Origin of the sequence: Paenibacillus dokdonensis (assembly GCF_004916975.1) — a bacterium.
Taxonomy (GTDB): Bacteria; Bacillota; Bacilli; order Paenibacillales; family Paenibacillaceae; genus Paenibacillus_AQ; species Paenibacillus_AQ dokdonensis.
Genome location: NZ_STGQ01000002.1, coordinates 195,225 through 219,341, shown reverse-complemented (window position 1 = coordinate 219,341; position 24,117 = coordinate 195,225). Strand labels below are relative to the sequence as shown.

The following is a 24,117-nucleotide window of genomic DNA, read 5'->3' as shown; positions in this document are numbered from 1 at the left end:
TAGCATTGGGAGGGAATAATCATGAGTGATCTGTTGAAAAAAGCAATCTCGTTAGGATGGGGTTTAACCATTGTCAGCAAGGAGAAAATCGAGAAAACCGTCGATGATCTGGTCAAGCGGGGGGAACTCGCTCCTACGGAATCAAAGGATTTGGTCGACCGGCTTGTGGAGCGCGGCGAAGAAGAAAAGTCCCAATTCAAAGATTTTTTACGGGAGCAAATCCAGCGTATTTTAACAGAGCTTCATGTGCCTTCCGAAAATGATGTAGCCAGCCTGGAACAGCGCATTACCACCTTGGAAAACCGTATTGCGGAACTCGAAGCGGACGGCGGGGAAAAGGTTCCGGAAGCGGACATCGAAACGGACATCCTATAAAATGGCTGTACGCATCAGGCATACCGGCCGCTACCGGGAGATCGCCATGGCGCTCATGCGTCATGGCTTTGGCTACATGGCGGAGGAATTGGGACTGTTCCAGGTGCTATCCCTTCCCCGGCGCTGGGTCACGCATGAGACGCCTGAAACCAAAACGCTTGGGGAACGCATCCGACTGGTACTGGAGGATCTCGGTCCGACATTCGTGAAGCTGGGGCAGCTTGCGAGTACGCGCTCCGATCTGTTGCCGGATTCAATCATTCAGGAGCTCGTCAAGCTGCAGGATCAGGTTCCCCCGTTCTCTTCGGGTGATGCCCGAAGCATTCTGGAAGAGGACTTGGACGCTCCGGTAGAGGACATGTTCTCCTGGTTTGACGAAACTCCGGTGGCTGCCGCATCGATCGGACAAGTACATCTCGGCAGGCTGAAATCAGGGGAAGAAGTCGCGATTAAAATCCAGCGTCCCGGCGCGCTGCAGACCATTACCCGCGACCTCAGCATTTTGCGGGATTTGACCATGCTCGCGGAGAAACGCTGGGTATGGGCTAAGCGTTATCAGATGGTTAGGCTCGTTGAGGAGTTCTCCAAATCCATGCTGGCGGAAATGGATTACAGCCGGGAAGGCCGCAACACGGAAAAAATCGCGCTGCAATTCCAGAACGATTCCCATATTTTTATCCCTGCGATCTATTGGCAGTATACCTCTTCTCGCGTCCTAACGATGGAATATGTGGAGGGCGTGACGCTCAGTCAGCGGGAGAAGCTCGAGGAAGGCGGCTTCGACCTGCAGGATATTGCAAAGCGGTTCGTAAATGGCATGCTGCATCAGATGTTCATTGAGGGCTTCTTCCATGCGGATCCGCATCCGGGCAATTTGCTTATCCGTAAGGATGGCAGTCTGGCTTTCCTGGACTTCGGCATGGTCGGGCGGCTTAGTGAAGACATGAAAGATCATTTATCCGAACTGATTATCGCGCTCATGCGTAAAAATACCGACAGTATGATCCGGGCGATTCTTCGCCTCGGTCTGCTGCCTGAAGATCATGATATGGATGCTCTGCACAGGGACCTGGATGTCCTGCGTGACGAATACTATGACATTCCTTTTGCCGAGATCGGCATTGGAAGGGCGCTGAATGATCTGTTTGGGGTCGCCCAGCGGCATGCAATCGTGATGCCTCCAGATTTGACGCTCCTTGGCAAGGCGCTGCTGACAATGGAAGGGGTCATTCAAAAGCTGGATCCCGCACTCAGCATCGTTGATATGGCGGAGCCCTTTGGCCGAAGGCTTGTCAAGGAGCGGTTCAGCGCACGCCGTTTGCGCAGCAAGCTGCTGGGAGGTGCAAGCGGGCTGGCCGAGGCTCTGCTTGAGCTGCCTTCTCATGCGAGGCAGCTGTCAGCCTTGATCAGCAAGGGAAAGCTCAAAGTAGAGATCAACGTGCCTGAATTGGAATCGCTGATGAAGAAGCTGGATCAAATCAGCAACAGGCTGTCCTTCAGCATTGTGCTGCTGGCTTTCAGCATTATTATGGTGGGACTGATTATCGGATCATCTCTGAACCGTCAGTCCTCCATCCTGTGGCATTTCCCGGTTATCGGCATCGGGTTTGGTGTCGCATTTTTCATGGTGCTGTGGCTGTTGTTCGCCATTTTTAAATCGGGAAAATTTTAAGTGGACTTATGTTTTATATTATTATGACTTGGCCGGAATGTTATGGAAGAACAATTTTAATAAATGTATAAGTGAGGACTTCTCAGAAATCAGAATCCTCCTGAATATGAATAGAACTTAATGAGGTGGATGTTTTGCCAAATTTTTCAGAGCTAGGCATACAAGAGCAGTGGGTTAAAACGCTGAAGGAGAACGGAATTACCGTACCAACTCCGGTGCAGGAGGAGACGATTCCGCTGCTGCTGGCAGAACGGGACGTGATTGCCCGCGCGCGGACAGGAACGGGGAAAACGCTCGCGTTTTTGCTGCCAATGATGCAGAAGCTGGATCCAAGCCGCGCTTTTCCTCAGGCACTGATTATCGCGCCTACACGTGAGCTGGCGCTGCAGATTACGGAAGAGGCGCGGAAGCTGTCCCGTGGAACAGAGCTGCGCATTCTGGCGGTATACGGAGGCCAGGACGTGGACAAGCAGCTGCGCAAGCTTGAAGGCGGACGGCATTTAATCATTGGAACGCCAGGGCGTCTGAACGACCATTTGCGCCGCGGCACGCTTGAGCTGGGCGGCGTAAAGACACTGGTGCTCGATGAAGCGGACCAAATGCTGCATATGGGCTTTCTCGACGAGGTGGAAACGCTGATTCAGGCTCTGCCGTACAAGCGTCAGACACTGCTCTTTAGTGCAACAATGCCATCTGAAGTTAAGCAGTTAGCGTCGTTCTATACCCGGGATGCTGAAGATGTAACCATCAAGGTGGAAAATTCACCTGTACCGTTGAAGCATATCCGTCAGCTTGTGGTAGAGGTCTCGGACCGCAATAAACAACAGGCTCTCATATCCATGATTGAGTCGAACAAGCCTTATCTGGCTATCATTTTCTGCCGTACAAAGCGTCGGGCCTCAACACTCAATGCCGCGCTGCTGGAATCGGGCTATGCCTCGGATGAACTGCATGGAGACTTGTCGCAAGCAAAGCGCGAACAGGTCATGAAGCGTTTCCGCGAAGCCAAGCTTCAGCTTCTGGTTGCGACGGACGTGGCGGCAAGAGGTTTGGACGTGGAAGGCGTTACCCATGTATTCAACTACGATATTCCGCTTGAGGTAGACAGCTATATTCACCGGATTGGCCGTACAGGGCGTGCCGGGGAGAAGGGGATGGCGATTACGTTTGTCGCCCCGAGAGATAAGGGTGAGCTGCAGCGTATTGAGCAGGGCATCCAATTCGCCATTGAGCGCAGCCATTATGAAAAGTCCGGCGAGATCGTGGAGAACAGAGGTGCATCTCGTTCATCCGCTGCAGGCAGAAGCAGCCGTAATGAAAAGGATGGCCGTCGTGGTGAGGGACGTGTGCCTGGCGGCCGCCGAGGCGAAGGGCGTACATCCACGGGAGGCCGTCGTGGTGAAGGGCGGACATCAACCGGGGGGCGCCGTGATGAAGGACGGGCATCAACCGGAGGTCGCCGTGATGAAGGGCGGGCCAGCGAAGGCCGTCCAAGTCAGGGACGCTCCCGCCGGGATGATAAACCACAGACTTCTTCTTCCCGCACGGGCGGGGAAGGACGCGGAGGCTCCAATCGTGGTTCCTCCGGCAGCCGCGGTCAAGGCCGCGGCGAATCACCGGCACAGGGCCGGGGTGGACGTGGTTCCACTTCTGGACGCCGGGGTGGCCCAGGCCGCAGATCATAGAACCAAATCAAACAGGGAGCAGCCTCTTGCAGGCGCTCCCTGTTTGATTCTGTCTTTAGAATGGGTAAATACCGGTTTTAATGATAACTTTATTTTGAAATGATGGTTATTGACTGGTGTTGGTGTATTCATCCCGCGATTGCTCATAGACTACAATAATGAAACAATCTATAACGAAAGGTCTTGAAGCCTCATGATAAAGCTTAGCATTTTGGATCAATCGACCATCTCCGAGGGAAGTTCGCCAGTGGAGGCATTGGCGCAAACCGGTAGAATGGCTCAGGAAGCCGAACGTATGGGCTATAACCGCTTCTGGGTTTCAGAGCATCATTTTTCTCCCAATCTCGCAGGGTCAAGCCCAGAGGTACTGATCTCCCATCTGGCCGCCGTCACTTCCACGATCCGCGTCGGCTCCGGCGGTGTCATGCTGCCGCATTACAGCTCCTACAAGGTTGCGGAGAATTTTCGCGTTTTGGAAGGCTTGTACCCGGGAAGAATTGATCTTGGGCTTGGTCGCGCTCCAGGCGGCATGCCGCTCGCAACTCGGGCTCTGCAGGAGGGGAAGATGCGGAATGTGGACCGTTATGCAGAGCAGATTGCTGATTTGAGTGCCTATCTGACGGATACTTTAAGCCCGGGACATCCGTTTGCGGGACTTGTGGCTACGCCGCTCGTCAAAACCATTCCGGAGATGTGGATGCTCGGATCCAGCGGCGGCAGTGCCGGCATTGCGGCACAGCAGGGCACAGGCTTTGCGTTCGCACAATTTATCAATGGCTCAGGCGGGGCAGAAGTGATGCGCTGGTATCAGGAAAACTTCAGACCTTCTGTAGTTTTGGATAAACCGAGATCGCTGCTGGCCATTTTTGCGGTTTGCGCTGAAACCGAAGAAGAGGCGAACCGTTTGGCCTCCAGTATGGACCTGTCATTGCTGATGCTGGAGAAGGGTGGGACTTCCGGAGGCACCCCTTCCATTGAAAGAGCCTTGAATTATTCATATTCACCGTACGACCGGATGCGTATGCAGGAGAACCGTAAGCGGATGATTGTGGGATCCCCTGAACAGATCAAACGGAAGATTGAAAGCTTATGCGAAGAATACCGTACGGAAGAAGTGATGGTCGCCAGCATCATTCACCGGTTTGAAGATAAGGTCAAATCATTCCGTCTGATCGCCGAGGCCTTCGGAATTTCAAAAAAGGCGCGGACAAACAGGTCGTAAACTTGCACTTGATTATCACTGGTGTATGATGGAAGAAGAACGGGAAAACTCGGGTCCGGTTGGTAGTCCGGAGCAGATATATACTATTTTCAAGAAAGCGGGGTATGGAAATGTCTGTCTATACGTTTTCAGCCGCCACTCCGGCGGGCAAGGAAGTTTCTCTTGAGGATTACAAAGGGAAGGTGCTGGTCATCGCCAACACAGCGAGCAAATGTGGTTTGACGCCGCAATATGGCGATCTGCAAAAGCTTTATGACCGTTATCAGGAGCAGGGACTGGTCATTCTCGGATTCCCATGCAACCAGTTCGGAGCACAGGAGCCGGGGAGCAGCGAAGATGCCGCTTCATTCTGTCAGCTGAACTATGGTGTATCCTTCCCTGTTTTTGCAAAAGTTGATGTGAACGGGGATAACGCCCATCCACTCTTTACGTACCTGAAGGATCAACAGCCTGGGGATACAGAGAGCAGCGATATCCAGTGGAACTTTACAAAGTTTCTGGTGAACAAGAGCGGTGAGGTGGTAGCCCGTTTTGAACCGAAGGAAGCTCCGGAGGCCATGACAGGCGCAATCGAACAGCTGCTCTAAAAGAGCAACATGAATACAACTTTTAAAAATAATAGGGAGAAGGGTCTGTCCGGAAGCGGCAGACTCTTTTTTCAGCGGTAATAGAACGTTAAGACTTGAAAGAAATACATAGGAGGTACGATCAGGTCATGAAACCAATCATGGAAGTTGCAGGTTTGATCGGTGTGGAAGAAGAGGAACTGGAGCTGTACGGACGATATAAGGCTAAGCTCAGTCCATCTCTGTGGAACCGCGTAAAAGCAAACGGGGACGGTAAGCTGGTGTTAGTCACGGCAATGAGTCCGACACCGGCGGGGGAAGGGAAGACATTAACGACCATCGGTCTTGCCCAAGCGCTAAATGCGATTGGGCATCAGACGGTGGCAGCTTTGCGCGAGCCTTCACTTGGTCCATGCTTCGGTATGAAGGGCGGAGCCACAGGCAGCGGTAAAGCGCAGATTGTTCCGGCTGAGGATATCAACCTACATTTCACGGGTGATCTGCATGCAATTACGTCTGCGCATAATTTACTGGCGGCGATGATAGATAATCACATCTTTCAGGGAAATGCACTGCAGCTGAATCCGCAGCGGATCGTCTGGAAGCGGGCCATGGATATGAATGACCGCAGTCTCCGCAGCATAGTTACAGGACTCGGTGATGGGAATGGCGTTGTCCGTGAAGGCGGCTTTCTGATTACAACCGCTTCGGAAGTCATGGCTGTGCTCTGTTTGAGCGAAGGTATTGGTGATTTAAAGGAGCGTCTCGGCCGGATCATTATCGGATACAATCAGAAGGGGGAGGCTGTGACTGCTTCCCAGCTGGGGGCCGTGGAGGCCATGACCATCCTTCTGAAGGATGCAATCAATCCAAACCTTGTACAGACACTGGAAGGAACTCCGGTGATCGTTCACGGCGGACCGTTCGCCAATATTGCCCATGGCTGCAGCAGCGTCATCGGAACGCGGCTTGCCTTGAAGCTCGGTGAAATTGTAGTTACCGAAGCCGGCTTTGGTGCAGATCTCGGTGCGGAGAAATTCATGGATATCAAATGCCGCCAGGCGGGTCTCAATCCGTCAGCTGCAGTGCTGGTTGTGACAGTCAAAGCCCTGAAATATAATGGCGGGGCCGCTAAAGACAAACTGCATGAGCCAGGTATGCAGGAGCTTGCAGACGGACTTGCCAATATGAACCGGCATGTGGAGAATTTGAAGAAGTTTGGCATTCCGGTTGTGGTGGCGGTGAATCATTTTGCCGATGATAGGCCTGAAGAGGTCGAGCGTGTACTTGCGGAATGCCGTGCATTACATGTCACTGCTGCTGTGTCGAAGGTATGGGCGCAAGGCAGCGCAGGCGGCCGTGAGCTTGCGGAAGCCCTGGTCAAGCTGCTTGGGGAGGGAGAGTCCAGCTATCGACCGCTGTATGACCTCGAAACGGATATCCGTTCCAAAATCGGAACGATCGTCCGGGAAATATACCTGGGCGCAGAAGTATCCTATTCTCCTTCGGCTTTGCGGAGTCTTTCGGATATTGAGAGACTTGGATACGGGAATCTTCCTGTTTGTATGGCCAAAACCCAGTACTCGTTCTCGGATCAGCCGCGTCTTCTGGGAGCACCGGAAGGCTTTACCGTGCAGGTTAGGGAGATATCATTGTCTGCAGGCGCAGGATTTGCCGTTGTGCAGACCGGAAGCATTATGACGATGCCTGGACTACCTCAGTCTCCTGCTGCGGAACATATGGGCATCGACGAAGACGGCCGGATCTCCGGATTGTTCTAGGATAGAAAAAACCAGCTCTTTTCTGCATATGGTTGATGCAGCGAAGGCTGGTTTTTTATTATAGCGCAGATGCATGAATTACCTGTCACGCACCTGATTTGCCTGTGTTGATGAGGCTCGTGAGTGCTTTTTCCAAAGGTTCCATACCTGCCACCAAATCAAAGGATTGGTTCCGGGTTTCATCCATGCCCAGGGAAAGAACGGCAGCAGCGGCCACATCATCCCGGAAAATGCGGCCGGATTCGGCAAGCCGCGGTGCAGCCATGACATTGCCGGTCGCCGGCTCATTGGTCAGTCCTCCCGGCCGGATGATGGTGTACACCATACCGCTCTCTTCAAGCACTTTCTCGGCTTTGCGTTTGGCAATGAGAAATGGCTTGAGGAATGAAGGCATTTCCTCCGGGTTCATCGTGCCCATAGAGCTGATCAGAACGAACCGGGGAATCTTATCCAGCACGCACTGCTCGATCAATCTTACGGTTCCCACATGATCCACATGCTCGGGATCACCATTGGCTCCGGCACCAACCGCGCAAATTACGGCATCGGCCCCCTTCATTCCATCGGAAAACGACTCGGATAAATCACCCAGATAGCCAGTGGCACCGACTGCCTCTACGTTACGCTGATGCTCGGCGCTCCGCACCAGCCCGCGCACTTCATAGCCCGCCTTTACCAGCTCTTTGACAATTCTCCCGCCCGTCTGGCCGTGGGCACCTGCTACAAATACCGTTGTCATCGCTTCAACACCTCCATGACCATTTTACCCATCCTGACTTGTCCTTTAAGCATAGAAAGGGCTTTTGCCAAAAACCAATCATGTAAATCATATATTTTAGGGCCCTCATAGATAGAATATTCCTTATTGCAACTATTATGTGATTATTTTCACATAATAAAATTATGTATTCCATTACAATAAAAATGAAGAGCAGACCAAAAGAATATAACCGAATGCCTGATTCGTTCAAATCTGTGCAGATTAAATTTTAAATAAGTTAAGGCTTCTATAGGTGTATGCAAAGGAGAGGACATTATGGCTTCCTACAAACCTCAGCAAATTGCTGAACTCACCGTGGAGACAGGAATCAAGAAGGCACATAATCCGCTGTTATCCGTATTGGTACTCGGTTTTTTGGCCGGCGCGTTTATTGCGCTAGGGTTCTTGCTGGATATCCGTGTCATTGCAAGCGCCCCGAAAGAATGGGGATCCTTCGCCGGATTCATTGGGGCTGCTGTATTTCCCACCGGGCTGATCCTGGTGCTCCTTGCGGGCGGCGAGCTGCTCACGGGGAATATGATGGTCGTATCCCTGGCCCGGATGGCGAAGAAGATCACGACGCTCGAGCTTTTGAAAAATTGGGTGCTGGTGCTTGCAGCCAACTTTGTCGGCGCATTGTTTGTGGCCTATTTTTTCGGTCATGTGAACGGGCTTACGGAAAGCGGCCCTTATCTGGATAAACTGGTGGATATGGCAGGGCATAAGCTGGATGACAGCTTCCTGCAGGCTTTTGTCTCGGGTATCGGGTGCAACTGGCTGGTGGCACTGGCTGTATGGCTGTGCTATGCGTCGGATAGCTTGAGCGGTAAAATTCTGGGGATTTGGTTTCCGACCATGGCTTTTGTCGCCATTGGTTTTCAGCACGTTGTTGCGAACATGTTCCTGATTCCGGCAGCAATTTTCGCAGGCCATTTTACATGGGGCGATTACTTCATGAACTTCATTCCCGTACTGCTCGGCAATCTCGTCGGCGGTGTCGTATTTGTGGCTGCAGCGTACTGGACTTCCTACCTGCGTGATGCCAAGCCGGCGACTGCGAAGGAAGTTACCGGTGCCAAGCCGGCCGGAATACGCAAGCACGCATAGGACATGGACGCTTAAGCATAAGAACCGGTTCAGCTCTGTAAGGGGCGAACCGGTTCTTTTTGTGTTGTTTTGGTATGTAGGATCACGATTTCGCAGGCATGTTTACGAAAAAGGACAGGCTTTTATGACTTTCCAGTTTTTCAAAAATAGGATTTTGGTACCGTTTACATTTGTTTGGGCAAAAGATTAATATAAGCATACATAATTTAATTTTTACATAATATTGTATATTTAAAAAAATTAAAAAGTATACTTTGTGTACTGGTCTAAGCTTGCATGCAAACTAGAAGCACGAAATGATCAGACAGGCACGAAATAGGCCGAGGCCGGGAGGAAAGGAAGTGCTGCTTGCCGGCGGGCAGCTGCAATGGCAGCTTGGCGAGGCGGGCGATGTCTTGTCGTCGGGGAATTTCGCCCTGTCTCTCGATCAACGTAACGCGCTATCGGTGAAGCTGGCGAATGCCACGCCTGCGGCGGCCATGAAAGTGTCGTGGACAACGGCTGAGGACCCGGAATACAGCGAAGAGAAATCCCAAATCTTCGAGCTGACACCGAACAGTGCCCTCACAACGTATGATTTCAATCTGTCTAGCCAGCCGGCGTGGAAGGGAACGCTCAGCAGCATCCGGCTCGAGCCTGTCCTTCAGGCAGGGGAAGGCGGCGCCGTACAGATCGACGGTCTGGAGTTCAAAAAGATGCCCGATCTTCCGCCTGCCTATATCGGCAGCCTGAGTACGGCGTCCATCGGCGCGAATGGCAGCATTGCGCTGAAAGGAACGGTCAAGCAGGAGATCGTAACCAAGTATCCGGACGGACAGCTTCAGCTCTATGAGATGCCGACGTATGCCGACCCGGCGAAGCCGGATGCGGAGCGAACGCTGCTGGACTCTCGTCCTCTTGAGGCTTCTTTCGCATTCGAAGCTCCGCTGCAGGATGCCAATCACAGCCGGCTGTATTCCAAATTCGGCGTTGCGGTGGAAAGCGGGGGCCAGCTGCAATGGGTAGATGCCCCGCAGTATATCGTGAATCCCGAACTCATAGCACCGAACACTTACGATTTCCCGGAAGCGAAGAGCAAAAAGGGCCTGCAGGTCCAGTTCACCGATGATGCCGAGGATCTGGGCATCAGCCATGCGGCGCTTAACGTCGCATACGATCAGATGCTCTACCTGAAGAACAGCAAGCCGGAAAATACGATTCCGTATGAGTTCCAGGGAAAAACCTACTACTTCAAGAAAAACACCGTGTTGGATTTGGATCGACGGGTAAAAAGCCTGTCCGACAACGATACGATCGTGTCGCTCATTCTGATCATGTACCGTAATCTCGATCCCGATACGCCGAACAGCATTCTGATCCACCCCGATTCGGAGCCGAACGGAACGGTGTATGCCGTAAATACGAAGACGGCCGAAGGCGTCGGGTATTACAGCGCCGTTACGAACTTCCTGGCAGAGCGGTACGCGCGCGCGGATGAAGCCTATGGAAGAGCCGTGAATTATATCGTGGGGAACGAGGTTGGTGAGAACAAAACCTGGAACAACATGGGGCCGAAAACCATCTATGAGTACGTTGAAGATTACGCGCGTACGCTTCGCCTGACGGACACCATCGTACGCAGCAATTACAGCCAGGGCCGGGTATACGTATCACTGGATCATTTTTGGGAAACGAACCTGCCTTCGGATTCGGTATGGAAGTACGACAACAAGGATTTGGTCGAGCTCCTGTCCAAGGATTTGAAGCAGCAGGGTGATATTCCCTGGCATATGGCGTTCCACCCTTATCCGGAGAACCTGATGGAGCCGAGATTCTGGAATGACAAGGCAGCCACCGATTCGTTCGATACGGAGCAGATTACCTTCAAGAACTTGCAGGTTCTGGTCGACTACCTGCGTCAGCCGGCCTATCTTTATAACGGGGAGCCGCGCCGGATCATCCTGTCCGAGCAGGGCTTCCACAGTCTCGACAATACCCTTGAATCGCAGCAAATTCAGGCCGCAGCCTATGCGTATGCGTATTATAAAGTCAAATTCCTGGACGGCATCGATTCGTTCATCCTTCACCGCCATGTCGATCATGCGCAAGAGGGCGGGCTGAATCTCGGACTCTGGACCAACCTGAAGGGCGAAATCGCGACACCGGATCAGAAGAAGGTCATTTATAACGTCTTCCGCGACATCGATACGGCCCAGTCGCTTACAGCCACGGATTTTGCTAAGAAGATCATCGGTATCCAGTCCTGGAACGACGTCATTCCAAACTTTGATGCGAAGGCGCTTGCCGACCGCGCCGTACCGTTCTCATCTCCGGTGAGCCTGCCTAAGAAGGAGAAGGGCGGTGTGCCGGTATCGGATTTTGAGAATGGAACGGGCGACTGGACGCTGGCGGATAACAGCAGCAGCATCCAACAGACGAAGGTTTCCGCCTATGAAGGTAAAGGGGCTTTACAGGTCAACTTCGATGAAATCGGCAAAATGTGGCGCGGGGCGGACATGAAGCTTGCCAAAGTTGTCGATGCGACAAAGTCGCCTGCTCTTAACCTTGCTTTGAAGGTCAATGATGCGGCAGCGGAAAAGCCATACTACGCCAAGATTAAGGTGTACAGCGGAGCGCAGTCTGCTGAAGGCATGGTGGCTCTGAACCAGCCGGGAGAATGGGAGTATGTGTCGATGGACCTGTCTGGCTGGTCCGGGCTGAAATCCGTTGACCGGATCAAGGTATGGATGAATACGCCGACGACGGATCGATGGAAGGGATCCTTCCTGATCGATAGCGTCTCGTTCGCCAAGTCTGCGAACGGGCAGGGGGGCACAGTCAATCTGGATATCGCTCCGAAGCTTGGGGCGGATGGCCTTCAGGCTGGCTCGACGCTTGATGTGACTGTCTCGAACTATGACGGCAAGGATTTGACCGGGAACATCCAGGTGACTTCGGAGGCCGTCCAGTTCTCTTCCGACAAGCTTCACGTGAATAAGATCAAGCCGGGGGACTCGAAGACATTCACGCTGACGGTGGAAAAGTACACGCCGCCTGCGCAAGGCAGCGTAAACGTGACCTTTCAATACCGGAGCACCGAGATCGTGAAAACCCTCGCCACGGTGAAAGATAATGGCGAGGGAACGGTTCCGGCGGGCGAGAAGGTCTTGTATAACTTCGAGAACAGTGCGGAAGGCTGGAGCGGCGCATCCCGTGTCAGCTCGGCAGCGCCGGTGCAGACGTTTCCGAATGGACCCGGCACGCCGAAGCTCGGAAGCTATGCGCTGAATGTCAAAGCAGAGGCGGTGGCGGCAACCGAATGGAAATCGGTTAAGGTAACTCCGGCCACTCCGATCGATATGTCCCAAGCATCGAGTTTCTTCTATTACATCGATTCGTACGGCGGCGTTCCGAACGCCACGTATGAGACAAGAGCGATCCTGACCGCCAGCGACGGGTCGACGAAAACCATTGCCGCGCCTTCGGCTCCTGATTCCTGGAGTCGGATCGAAGGCAGCATCGCGGATTGGGGCGGCAGGGGGCAAGTCGCCTCCATCGAAATCGGATTTCGGGCCGTCGGCAATACGATGGCTTGGCAGCCGGAATTCCAATTGGATTATATCGGCTACACCCAATAAACGCTGGAGTCAGAAAAGGAAAAACCGGCCGCTCTCAAGGAAGCGGCCGGTTTTTTCATATGGATACACCCTTCAACGGCATAAAAACAAATTCGCCATGATAAAGTTCGGGGGAACGAAACTTTAACATGACGAATTTTTTGGGAGTGGTCCATGATATGGCATAGCTGGCGGAACGAAAGGAATGTCCCATGCTTTATGCTCTTATTTGATGATTACCCTGATGCTTAAGAAGTGAAACAACATCATTCGATTTTCTTTGCGCATTTTTCCTCTGCCGATTAAGATGAAAGAAGAGCATGTTATCATGGGAAATTCAGAGGAGAGTGGAGCGGGAATGATTGAACAGAAGGATGGCGTGTTTCCGGCGGTTTGCCCGCTGGATTGTCCGGACACATGCGGCCTCTTGCTGCATAAGAAAGATGGTAAAATTGTGAAGGTGACAGGCAACCCGGAACATCCGGTGACGCAGGGAGCCATATGTAACAAGGTTCGTAATATGACAGAGCGGATTTATCATAATGAACGTATTCTATACCCTTTGAAACGGACAGGACCGAAGGGCTCGGGTGAATTCACCCGCATTTCTTGGGAGGAAGCTGTTGATGAAATCACAGGCCGGTATCGCGAGCTGATCGCGGAATATGGACCGGAGTCCATTTTGCCTTACAGCTTTTACGGCAATATGGGCATCCTCAGCGTAGACGGCATGGACCGGCGGTTTTTCAATGCGCTGGGTGCGAGTCAGCTGGATCAGGGAATATGCAATGCTGCCGGCAATGCCGGCTGGAAATATACAATGGGCTTTAAGGGCGGGACGTCACCGGAGGATACGGAGTTTGCCGATCTGATCATCGTCTGGGGCGGCAACTTGATGAGCACGAACATGCACCAGGTGGTCTATGCCGAGAAGGCGCGCAAGCGCGGCGCCAAGGTCATTGTCATCGACGTGCATAAAAACCGCACTGCCCAGTGGGCAGATTGGTTTATTCCCCTTTACCCGGGAACGGATACGGCACTTGCGCTTGGCGTCATGCATATCCTGTTCCGCGATGGACGGACGGACGAAGCTTTTCTGAAGCGTTACACCGTAGGTTATGAAGAGCTTCGCGAGCATGTCAAGAGCTATACACCTGCCCATGTTTCGGCCATCACAGGAGTACCGGCAGAAGATATCGAGAAACTGGCATCTATGTACGGTGAAGCCTCCACCTCTTATATCGCGATAGGAAATGGACTTCAGCATCATGACAATGGCGGCATGAATGTGCGCAGCATCTCCTGCCTGCCGGCTCTGACCGGCCAATGGCTGAAAAAGGGTGGCGGAGCGGTTAAAACCAACGGCGGCTATAATGCCATGGACAGCAGCTATTTGGAACGGCCGGATTTGCGGCCAAGCCAGCAGGCGCGCAGCATTAGTATGAACCGGATCGGAGAAGCGCTGGAAATGGTGGAAGAGCCGGTTAAATCCATATTCGTCTATTGCAGCAATCCGCTGGTTGTCGCACCGGATACAGAGCGGGTACAAGCAGGTTTTGCACGGGAGGACCTGTTTACGGTGGTGCATGATCTCTTCATGACGGATACGGCCAAATACGCAGATATCGTACTGCCTGCGGCCTCGACCTTCGAGACGACGGATCTGTACGGTTCATACTGGCATCATTATATCCAGCTGCAGGAGCCGGTTATTGAAAGAGTAGGGGAGTCCAAGGGAAACGTGGAGTTATTCGCAATGCTGGGTCGCGCGATGGGACTGGACGATAAGGCTTTTTCCGAATCTCCGGAAGAGATGATTGCCGGTGCGCTCGATTATCCAGCGAATCCTTATTTGAACGGCGTAACACTCGAAGCATTAAAAGAGAAGCGTTTCGTGAAGCTGGACATGTCTCCGCAAGAAACGTATCTGGAGCGGCTGAGCACACCTTCAGGCAAAATAGAGCTGTACTCTGCAGCGATGCAGGAGGCCGGTATGCCCGCGCTTCCGGAATATGTTCCGCTGCATGAAGGATATGACGGTGTCAGCCGTCCGGGTAAGGACGATCTTTATCCGCTCATGTTCATCTCGCCACCCAACCATAACTTTTTGAATTCCACCTTTGCGAATGTAGAGAAGCATCAGCGGCTGGAAAAAGAGCCGCAGCTGCAGATCCATCCGGAGGATGCCTCTGAGCGCGGCATCAGTGATGGCGACCCGGTTGTTATTTATAACCAGCGCGGGCAGCTGGAAATTAAGGCCATGGTCACGGATAAGATGCTGCCGGGGACCGTCATCAGCCAGGGATTATGGTGGGATGGCAAAGGCCGCAAGCAGCGGGCCAATGCCTTGACCCCTGACAGGCTGGCAGACATGGGCGGCGGAGCCACTTTCTTTTCTACCGTTGCCCAAGTAAAGCGTCAGTGAGGTCTATTGCCGGGACTTCAATTATGAAGGATACTGGTTCAGGGACATAAACCTTGAATATGATCTTAAAAGCCCCTCGGGGCTTTTAGTGTCTTCAATAGTATTTGCATAAATCAATTTCAGAACTCACGAAAACGATAAAATTGAAGCTATATATAAACCATTAAAACCGTTTGGATCTATATATAGCCTTGATTGAAGCGGCTTTAGGTATTATGAAATTGATTTGCATAACAGGAGAAAAAAATATATGAAATTTTTGCAATCCTATCCGAAGGAAGTCAAAATCTTTCTCGCAGCCAGCCTAATCAATTCCGCCGGTGGATCGCTGATGTGGCCGCTCACCACAATGTATGTTTTTGACGAGCTGGGACGAAGTATGGCGGATGCGGGACTGGTCGTGATGATCCAGGCCTTTGGCGGCATTATCGGACAGCTGCTTGGCGGGGCGCTCTATCACCGTGTAGGGGTGAAAAAGCTTATCGTCGGCTCGTTAGCGCTGAATGCGCTTGGACTATTCACTCTGCCTTTTATCAGCTCATACTGGGTTATATATATGGTGATGATGGGTTTTATCGGACTCTGCAACGCCGTCTCCATGCCGGCCATTCAGGCATTTGTCGGTTTCCGTTTTGCCGACCGGCGGGGAGAGCTGTTCAATGTGATTTATGTAGCTAATAATATCGGTGTGGCGCTCGGAACGGCACTCAGCGGTTTTCTCGCCGATGTGTCCTACCATTTAACCTTTGTTCTGAACGGGGTCACCTCCGCCGTATTCGCGATGTTCTTCCTGAATTATCTGAATCGGCTGGACAAGCAGGATGGACCTGTGCACCTGGAGAAAAAGGTCAAAACCGATGCGAAGGACGGCATTCCAGCGCTGCTTGGCAATACGCGGATTTATTTATATTTGGGTTTAGGATCTCTCTTTCTGTGGTTTGGTAACTCGATTTGGAACACAGGGGTATCGCCGCATATTATATCCGAGGGTATGAACAAGAGCTCCTACGGCTTCCTTTGGACACTGAACGGGATATTGATTTTCGTTGCGCAGCCCGTGACGACGCTGATCAAACGCTGGTTTGCCAAAGAGTCATCGTCGCAAATGACATCAAGCGGCATCTTCTACCTGGCAGCCTACATCGTCATTCTGCTGCTTCCAAGCTATTCCGGGATGGTGCTCGCGATGGTGCTCGCCACCTTGGGAGAAATGCTCATATCTCCAGCGGTGCCTGCCTTTATATCGGATCATGCCTTTAAGGCAGCTCCGTTCTATATCGGTCTGACAGGCGGCATGACCGCGGTTGGTCGCATGGTCGGGCCTTATTTCATGGGTATACTATATGACCAGGGAGGACTTGAGCCGGTGGCTTGGCTCTCCATCGTCATCGCTGTTGTTGCCGTTGTTTTCTTCGTCATTCACTCGGTGCGGAACAGAGCGGCCGAACGCGCGTTGGCCGAATCATTAAGCAGTTAATACGGGACATTTCCGGCAAACGGCCGGGTTGCTGCAAGTTTCCTGAAAAAGAGGTGTGAACCATGAAGCTTCATGAGCAGCTACTTACGATCAGGCTTTCCCAAATGAAGGATGCACAGGCTCTGATGGACATCGATGCGCTGGTATGGACAGACCGGACAGCTCCGGAGCCGGTGCTCTGGCCATCCAGGGAGGATTTCCTTCAGCATTGTCCTCCGGCGTCGCAGCTCGTGGCTGAAGCGGATGGGACCCTGTGCGGGTATGTCGGCTTCCGTCATCCGACGAACCTGTCCGGCAACAGACATGTGTACGAGATCAACATTGCCGTGCATCCGGCATATCAGCGTGAAGGGATCGGCGCACGATTGATTGGGGCGGCCAAGACATGGGCTGCGCAAGAAGGGAAGCTGAAGCTAAGGCTCCGTGTCCTATCGACCAATCCTGGCGCTATAGCCTTTTATCGCAAATGCGGGTTTGTGGAGGAAGGGCGTCTGATGGAGGAATTTTGGATAGGAGACAGGTACGTCGATGACATCTGGATGAGCTTTTTTCTGGATGGGAAAAAGGATTAATTCTTATTGTATGAATGGGGACTAGGGCCTGCATCCTTCTTACTAAAATCATCATAGAACCGCCCGGCTACGATTATCTGACGGGTGGTTTTTTTGTCCGGAGCAATTTAGGTCGAAGGTCGGGGAAATGAAGAATTTTTGGACGCTATATTTTATGGATAAATGACCGGAATTTGATATTTTTCAGTGACGGACTTATTCTTAATTGAATAGAGTAGATGGATGGACCTTACACGAAATGAAGGTTCTTTTTACAACAGGACGCAGACCCGGTTTGCAGAAATTTCCTGTTTGCCCCCAAGGGAAGAAGTGTAATGTAAGTTAACTGTCTTTTTTAAAATTAGGGAAAATAGCAGCATTCCAAATAAAAATAAAAGAACTATAATTCATATATTAGGAAAAGGGGTTGTCATGATGGATTTGCATCTTCAAGGCAAAAAGGCGCTGGTCATCGCCTCCAGCCAAGGTCTGGGCAAGGCCATTGCCGCAGAGCTTGTGAAAGAGGGAGCGGATGTGATGATCAGCAGCCGCAGCGACGATAAGCTCGAGGCGGTACAGCAGGAGCTGCAGCAGCTCGGCAGCGGGCAAGTCGAGTACTACGCGGCGGATATTACGATTCCGCATGAGGTAGAAGGCTTGATCCGGTATACAGCCGAAACATTTGGCCATATCGATATTTTGGTCAATAATGCTGGCGGCCCGCCATCAGGTACGTTTGAATCCTTTACGGACGAGGATTGGGAGAAGGCATTCCAGCTGAATCTCCTTAGCTACGTGCGCACGATTCGCTGCGCGCTGCCTCATATGAAGGAAAAAGGCGGTCATATCGTCAATCTAACGTCAAGTTCGATCAAGCAGCCGATTCCTGGACTTATACTCTCCAACACCTTCCGTACAGGTGTGGCGGGTATGAGCAAGACCCTGTCGCAAGAGCTGGCGCAATACGGGATACTGGTGAACACGGTAGCCCCTGGCCGAATTGCCACAGATCGAATCAAGAAGCTGGATGAAAGCAAAGCCGAAGCGAAGGGCATAACGGCCGAGGAGATGAAAGATCAGTCACAACAGGAAATTCCGCTCGGACGTTACGGAGAGCCTGAGGAATTTGCCAAAGCTGTCGTTTTTCTGTTGTCCGGAGCCAACACGTATATTACTGGCAGTACACTTGTGGTCGACGGCGGGCTGGTTGAAGCCCTATAGCCTTCGGCACTGATTGTTATAGATTTTGCATGAATCCGGTTATGTTCAGTCACCTTTTGGTATGATGGGATTTAACAATACATACAAGGAGACGGATAAAGGATGGAGGAGAACGGCAGGTACGGCATCGTGTCCGTTAATACCGGCAAGCCTATTACGGTGGAATATTTGGGCAAGCCGCTGACAACCGGTATATACAAGCATCCTGTTCAAGGGGAAGTGTTCGTGGGGCGCACGCAAATGGATGGAGACGGACAGGCGGATCTCAAACATCACGGCGGTGCCGATAAGGCTGTGTGCGTCTATCCCTATGAACATTACGCTTACTGGGAGAATCAGCTTGATAAGCAGCTGGATTATTCCGCTTTCGGCGAGAATCTGACCGTGACGGGATTACTTGAGACTGAGGTTTGCATCGGAGATATTTTCGAGATTGGAGAAGTTGTCGTACAGGTCAGCCAGCCGCGATTTCCATGCTTTAAAATTTCGAGCAAGCATGCCGTCAAGGACTTTCCGGCGCGGGTACTGGACACCGGATACAGCGGCTTTTATCTGCGCATTTTGCAGGAGGGCCGCTTAAGCAATGAATCTGTCATTGTGAAACGGATTTCCGACCCCATGCAGGTTACGGTGGCTTCCGTACTTAAGCAGCAGTCCCTTGGCCGCCGCCAGGCGGACCGGGAACAGCTGAAGCGGATGCTCGAAGTGGATGCGCTGGCAGCGAATGTGAAGGAATCGTTTACCGAGTGGCTGCAGGAGACTTAAGGTCCAGAATACTTTTACCTCTGCATCATGCAAGCTGAGAACAGAAATCTGTAAACTAAAAAAGCCGTTCCTGCCAGATACGTTCATCCGGCATGGGCGGCTTTTTAACATGAAGGAAGCATTATCTCAGCAGTTTCCACTCGCTTTGAATCATGCCGTAGATGGCGTGGTTCACAAACCCCTGCGGCAGCAGCTCGGCTTCACGGACGATACCCTCCAGAACAAAGCCTAATCTCTCCGGTATGGCCCGGCTGCGCAGGTTACCCGTGGCACAACGGATTTCAACGCGGTTCAGGTCAAGCTCCATCAGCGCGTAATCCACGAAAGCCCGGCAGGCGCTGCTCATGATGCCTTGACCGACATATTCCTGTCCGAGCCAGTAGCCAATACTGACCGAGTGGTTATGCCAGTTGATTTCATGAAAGCTGATCATACCTGCAAGCTCACCCTGCACCCAGATGCCTGAGGATATGGCACCGTTCTCGGCTCCCTGCTTAATGGCGTTTCTCACAAAATTTGCGGTATGATCCACCTCTGTAATGGCATCAACCCAAGGAAGCCACTCGCGCAGCGTATCGCGTGAACGGTTGGTCAGGATAAACAGGGGGCGTGCATGCTGCAAAGCCAGAGGTTGCAGTTCAATATGATCGTCCAGAGGATATGTAAACATATGATTTCAGACCTTCTTTCTATGGAAGATGAGATGATGCGGTTTGCCGCGCTTTTTGGTTTTCGTTTCCATGCTACCCTATTCAAAAGCCTCCGTCAAAGCAGAAAAGGCCGAATCATTGAACTATCCGGTCATTACAGGTATATTTAAATGAAACACGCTTATACAGAATAGATATAGAGTGGAGTAGGAAACTGCTATCGTTTCATTCTATTAGGGCGGACATAATTCAGGATGAAAGGTTGATTACTGTGGAGAAACCAAGCACCCCCTCCAATTTTATTAAAAACGTAATTACAGATGACCTGGAGTCCGGCAAAGTCCAGAAAGTGATTACCCGCTTTCCGCCGGAGCCTAACGGTTATTTGCATATCGGACATGCCAAGGCCATCTGGATTAACTTTACACTTGCGCAGGAATTCGGCGGTTCAACGAACCTCCGCTTTGATGATACCAACCCGATGAAAGAAGATGTGGAATACGTCAATTCTATAGAGGAAGACGTAAAATGGCTCGGCTACGACTGGACAGAGAAACGCTTCGCTTCGGATTATTTTGAAGAAATGTACAAACGTGCCGAGCTGCTGATCCAAAAGGGCAAAGCCTATGTGGATGACCAAAGCGCCGACCAAATCCGTGAAACGCGCGGAACCTTGACCGAGCCTGGACAAAACAGCCCGTACCGGGACCGCAGCATAGAGGAGAACCTCGGGCTGTTCCGCAGCATGCGTGCCGGTGAATTCAAGGATGGCGAAAAGGTGCTCCGTGCCAAAATTGACATGAGCTCGCCGAATATCAATCTGCGTGACCCCGTCATTTACCGAATTGCTCACGTCGCTCATCACAACACAGGAGATCAATGGTGCATTTACCCAATGTACACCTTTGCTCATCCACTGGAAGATGCGATTGAGGGCGTGACCCATTCCCTCTGCTCACTTGAGTTTGAGGACCAACGTCCATTTTATGACTGGGTGATTGCAGAATGCGAAATGCCGAGCACGCCGCATCAATATGAGTTCGGACGCTTGAATGTGGCCCAGACGCTCACCAGCAAGCGCAAGCTGAAGCTATTGGTGGATGAAAAGATCGTGGATGGCTGGGACGACCCGCGCATGCCGACGATCTCGGGACTCCGCCGCCGCGGCTACACGCCGGAAGCGATCCGCAGCTTCGTGTATGAAACGGGCATTTCCAAAAGTCAGGGCTTGATCGACCTGCAAATGCTGGAGCATTTCGTCCGTGAGGATCTGAAGCTGAAGGCACCGCGTACGATGGCTGTGCTAAAACCGCTTAAAGTGGTCATCACGAACTACCCTGAAGGGCAAGTGGAATGGCTGGAAGCCGAAAACAACACCGAAAATCCGGACATGGGCAGCCGTCAAATTCCGTTCTCGCGTGAGATTTACATCGAACAGGACGATTTTATGGAGAATCCGCCGAATAAATATTTCCGTTTGTTCCCTGGGAATGAAGTACGTCTGAAGAATGCGTACTTTATCAAGTGCAATGAGTTCATTAAAGACGAAGACGGAAACGTAACGGAAATTCACTGCACCTATGACCCGGAAACCAAAAGCGGCTCCGGATTTACGGGACGCAAGGTGAAGGGCACGATTCATTGGGTGGAAGCCTCCCATGCTGTACCTGCGGAATTCCGTCTGTACGAGCCACTGATCAAGCCGAAAGAGGAAGAGACCGTGGAAGCAGAGGAAGACGCTCAAGAAGCCGGAAAAGTGGAGAAATCATTCCTGGACGAGATCAATCCGAACTCACTCGAGATTCTGCACGGATTTGTAGAGCCTGAGATGAAGGAAGCAGGAGCGCAGGATAAATTCCAGTTCTTCCGCCATGGCTATTTCAACGTGGATCCAAAATATTCTTTGCCAGGTCAGCCGGTCTTTAATCTGATCGTATCAATGAAGAGCTCATTCCAGCTCCCTAAATAAGTTTGTTGTTCGTATGCAATAGAAAAGCCAGTGCAGAGAGAAGATTCTCTAAGCACTGGCTTTTTATTAGCGGTATTCTTCTTCAAGCAGCTCTTCCAGTTCCTCCTCCGGTGAATCGGGTTTTGGGTGATGCCCCTGGAACCGGAGCCAGTACCACATGATGCCAAAGCCTATGGCCCCGAACATAGCCAGCATAAATCCTATGTTATACATGGCTTGACCACCAAAGTTCTGGAACAACCAGCCTCCAGCCAGACTGCCGATCATGCCGGAAATGCCACTCCAGGTCAAGGTGAACAGGGATTGCGCAGAAGCGCGGTGAACAGGAGGCACTAATTGGCTGACCACCTGGGTGCCGACGAAAAAGTATCCGCCAAAGGTAAGACAGTGCATGATCTGAATGATCGCAACCTCCAGCGGATGTGCGGCACCTGCCATGAGCAGCCAACGTACACAGAACAGCACGCTCACCAAGGTCAAGCAGCCGATCAGGGTGGAGAGGGAGCGTTTTAGATAGCGGTGGAAGAGTAAGAGTACGGCGACCTCCAGAAAGGAAGACAGAAATACGGCTAATCCAACCATCGTCTTCGAGCCGCCTAGCTCCGTAATATAGAGCGACATAAATGTGTTGTTCATCGAATTGGGCACCGAAACCAACATGCCAAGCACGATAAAAGCGATGACATAGCGGTTAATCACTATTTTTCCGAAGCCTCTCAGGCGGATCGGCGGTGTCTCTGAGGCTGCCCTCAGCGGCGGAAGCAGCAGGACCGTACCGATGGCCAGCAGCAGGATGCCGGTAATCAGAAACGACAGCCGTGATATGCCAACCTGGTCAATAAGGATCCCGGCAGTAATGGCAATGACGGCCCATCCAATGGAGCCCCAGTTCCGGAAGGTGCTGAAGTGCTGCGGTTTATCTGAGATATAGCCTAAAATTAGCGTGTTGCTCTGGGCAAAGAGTGGACTCTGAAAAAAGAAAAAGAGTATCATTGCCAAATAAATCATATTATACGTACCCGCATGAAATACAAATTGAATAAGCAGAAGAGTTCCAGTCATCATAAACAATAGAATGCGCCGCGCATTCTGCATGCGGTCACTCCAGAATGTCCAGAAAGGATTGGCGATCAGGGACACAAAGGGACCCAGTGCCATCAAGCTGCCGATTTCCAGTTTGTTCATGCCTGCGTCCTGCAGGTATAATTGAAAAAAGCTGGTGAAGATCACCACGGTGCCGTAGATTAAAAAGTTAAAAGCCTTAAGCGGCAGCAGCTTGGACTCTTTTTTTACAAGTTCCTGCACGTTGCACATTCCTTTCCGACCGAATGCGAATCGACAGTGGCTTTTTTAGAAGCCGCCAATCCCACTTTATCATTTGTTGAAAAGGGATACAAACCAATAAGTGTTAAAGTATCCATTTGTATGGATTTTAAACTACAAATGGTTTACGGTGATATATATTTTTGAACAAAATATAAAGGTAAAAGGAAGTGATGGAATGACGGAAATGACAGGTGTTGTGCTGGCAGGCGGGAAGTCGAGCCGGATGGGAAAGAACAAGGCATTACTCAGGATGAACGGAAACGAAACGGTCATTGAATCCGTGATCCGGAGCATGGCTGATATAACATCCAGAATCATTATTTCAGCTAATGACAAAAAGGTTTACGAAAATTTGGGACGCGAAATTGTATCAGACCTGTTTCCGATGATGGGGCCGCTATCAGGACTTCATGCTGCGCTTACGATGGCGGAGACGCCATGGGTGATCGTATCGGCATGTGATCTGCCTTTTGTCAGCGAAGGGATCTTTAAATATCTGAAAGAAATGATTGAGAAGCAGGCGACGGGTGAAGAAAAGCCTGCGTACCAGGGCTTCATACCCTTAGTGGACGGGAGAATCCAGCCGTTGGTTGCAGCCTATCATATCAGCACGCTCCCCTCCCTTGAGAAGTCGCTCGCAGAAAGCAAGCTGCGTATGACAGATTGGCTGAAGGAGCTCCGGATCTGCTATATTCCAGAGGAACAAATTCGAAACGAAACAGGACTCGACCCGGGGCGGGAATTTTTCAACATGAATAACCCTGTAGATTATAAGCAGGCTGTGGAGAATGATCAGGATACAAATGAATTGGATCGATAACTTTGAACATTCCATTAAAATTTAAAATAATATGGGTGGTTTTGGCGTTTAATGTGAATTATATCACATAAGAGTCTCTAATGATAAGGTAAGGTTAAATCAGGAAGAAGAAAGCGCTATCTTGTCTGTAAGAATGGAGACAATTATGA

18 protein-coding genes are annotated in these 24,117 nt (G+C 51.4%); 15 read left to right on the top strand and 3 right to left on the bottom strand.

The window, feature by feature from the left end; translation table 11 throughout:
- Positions 1-21 precede the first annotated feature (21 nt).
- From E6W40_RS19090 to E6W40_RS19065, 6 genes are all read left to right on the top strand, one after another.
- Positions 22-375 (top strand): phasin family protein, encoded by a 354-nt coding sequence (locus tag E6W40_RS19090; protein ID WP_136607227.1) that lies wholly within the window; start codon positions 22-24, stop codon positions 373-375.
- Between the two features lies 1 nt (position 376).
- Positions 377-2,047, top strand: a complete 1,671-nt coding sequence (locus E6W40_RS19085; protein WP_136607226.1) for an ABC1 kinase family protein — start codon at positions 377-379, stop codon at positions 2,045-2,047.
- 134 nt (positions 2,048-2,181) lie between these two features.
- The gene (locus E6W40_RS19080; protein ID WP_136607225.1) at positions 2,182-3,732 is read left to right on the top strand and encodes a DEAD/DEAH box helicase; all 1,551 of its coding nucleotides are present in this window, start codon (positions 2,182-2,184) and stop codon (positions 3,730-3,732) included.
- 193 nt (positions 3,733-3,925) lie between these two features.
- Positions 3,926-4,954: an LLM class flavin-dependent oxidoreductase gene (locus E6W40_RS19075; RefSeq protein ID WP_136607224.1), complete on the top strand. Its 1,029-nt coding sequence runs from the start codon at positions 3,926-3,928 to the stop codon at positions 4,952-4,954.
- Between the two features lie 110 nt (positions 4,955-5,064).
- Positions 5,065-5,541: a glutathione peroxidase gene (locus E6W40_RS19070; protein ID WP_136607223.1), complete on the top strand. Its 477-nt coding sequence runs from the start codon at positions 5,065-5,067 to the stop codon at positions 5,539-5,541.
- A 128-nt stretch (positions 5,542-5,669) separates the two neighbouring features.
- A complete protein-coding gene (locus tag E6W40_RS19065; RefSeq protein WP_136607222.1) occupies positions 5,670-7,301 on the top strand; it encodes a formate--tetrahydrofolate ligase in 1,632 nt (543 codons plus the stop codon).
- 85 nt (positions 7,302-7,386) lie between these two features.
- On the opposite strand, the gene E6W40_RS19060 is transcribed toward E6W40_RS19065, so the two are convergent.
- Positions 7,387-8,040 carry an SDR family oxidoreductase gene (locus tag E6W40_RS19060; RefSeq protein ID WP_136607221.1) on the bottom strand — a complete coding sequence of 218 codons (654 nt, stop codon included), beginning with the start codon at positions 8,038-8,040 and terminating at the stop codon, positions 7,387-7,389.
- A gap of 297 nt (positions 8,041-8,337) precedes the next feature.
- Here E6W40_RS19060 and E6W40_RS19055 point away from each other — a divergent pair, with 297 nt between their 5' ends.
- The 7 genes from E6W40_RS19055 (at position 8,338) to E6W40_RS19025 (ending at position 19,203) form a co-directional block, all read left to right on the top strand.
- Entirely contained in the window at positions 8,338-9,168 is an 831-nt protein-coding gene (locus E6W40_RS19055; RefSeq protein ID WP_136607220.1) for a formate/nitrite transporter family protein, read from the top strand.
- Positions 9,169-9,509: 341 nt separating this feature from the next.
- Positions 9,510-12,785 (top strand): DUF5722 domain-containing protein, encoded by a 3,276-nt coding sequence (locus E6W40_RS19050; protein ID WP_136607219.1) that lies wholly within the window; start codon positions 9,510-9,512, stop codon positions 12,783-12,785.
- 307 nt (positions 12,786-13,092) lie between these two features.
- Positions 13,093-15,189: a molybdopterin-containing oxidoreductase family protein gene (locus tag E6W40_RS19045; RefSeq protein ID WP_425464948.1), complete on the top strand. Its 2,097-nt coding sequence runs from the start codon at positions 13,093-13,095 to the stop codon at positions 15,187-15,189.
- A 250-nt stretch (positions 15,190-15,439) separates the two neighbouring features.
- The gene (locus tag E6W40_RS19040) at positions 15,440-16,666 is read left to right on the top strand and encodes an MFS transporter (protein ID WP_136607218.1); all 1,227 of its coding nucleotides are present in this window, start codon (positions 15,440-15,442) and stop codon (positions 16,664-16,666) included.
- Positions 16,667-16,728: 62 nt separating this feature from the next.
- Positions 16,729-17,238, top strand: a complete 510-nt coding sequence (locus tag E6W40_RS19035; RefSeq protein ID WP_136607217.1) for a GNAT family N-acetyltransferase — start codon at positions 16,729-16,731, stop codon at positions 17,236-17,238.
- A gap of 414 nt (positions 17,239-17,652) precedes the next feature.
- Positions 17,653-18,438, top strand: a complete 786-nt coding sequence (locus E6W40_RS19030; RefSeq protein WP_136607216.1) for an SDR family oxidoreductase — start codon at positions 17,653-17,655, stop codon at positions 18,436-18,438.
- Between the two features lie 102 nt (positions 18,439-18,540).
- Complete coding sequence (locus E6W40_RS19025) at positions 18,541-19,203, top strand: MOSC domain-containing protein (RefSeq protein WP_136607215.1); 663 nt, start codon at positions 18,541-18,543, stop codon at positions 19,201-19,203.
- A gap of 121 nt (positions 19,204-19,324) precedes the next feature.
- Here the strand turns inward: E6W40_RS19025 and E6W40_RS19020 are convergent, their stop codons facing one another.
- Positions 19,325-19,873 (bottom strand): GNAT family N-acetyltransferase, encoded by a 549-nt coding sequence (locus E6W40_RS19020; RefSeq protein ID WP_136607214.1) that lies wholly within the window; start codon positions 19,871-19,873, stop codon positions 19,325-19,327.
- A 251-nt stretch (positions 19,874-20,124) separates the two neighbouring features.
- Between E6W40_RS19020 and E6W40_RS19015 the strand changes: the two genes are divergently transcribed.
- Positions 20,125-21,822: a glutamine--tRNA ligase/YqeY domain fusion protein gene (locus E6W40_RS19015; RefSeq protein ID WP_136607213.1), complete on the top strand. Its 1,698-nt coding sequence runs from the start codon at positions 20,125-20,127 to the stop codon at positions 21,820-21,822.
- Between the two features lie 66 nt (positions 21,823-21,888).
- Here E6W40_RS19015 and E6W40_RS19010 read toward each other — a convergent pair whose 3' ends face one another.
- Positions 21,889-23,136, bottom strand: coding sequence for an MFS transporter (locus tag E6W40_RS19010; protein ID WP_136607212.1), 1,248 nt, complete (start codon positions 23,134-23,136; stop codon positions 21,889-21,891).
- A gap of 187 nt (positions 23,137-23,323) precedes the next feature.
- On the opposite strand from E6W40_RS19010, the gene mobA reads away from it, so the two are divergent.
- The gene (gene mobA, locus E6W40_RS19005) at positions 23,324-23,968 is read left to right on the top strand and encodes a molybdenum cofactor guanylyltransferase (protein ID WP_136607211.1); all 645 of its coding nucleotides are present in this window, start codon (positions 23,324-23,326) and stop codon (positions 23,966-23,968) included.
- The last annotated feature ends 149 nt before the right edge of the window (positions 23,969-24,117 follow it).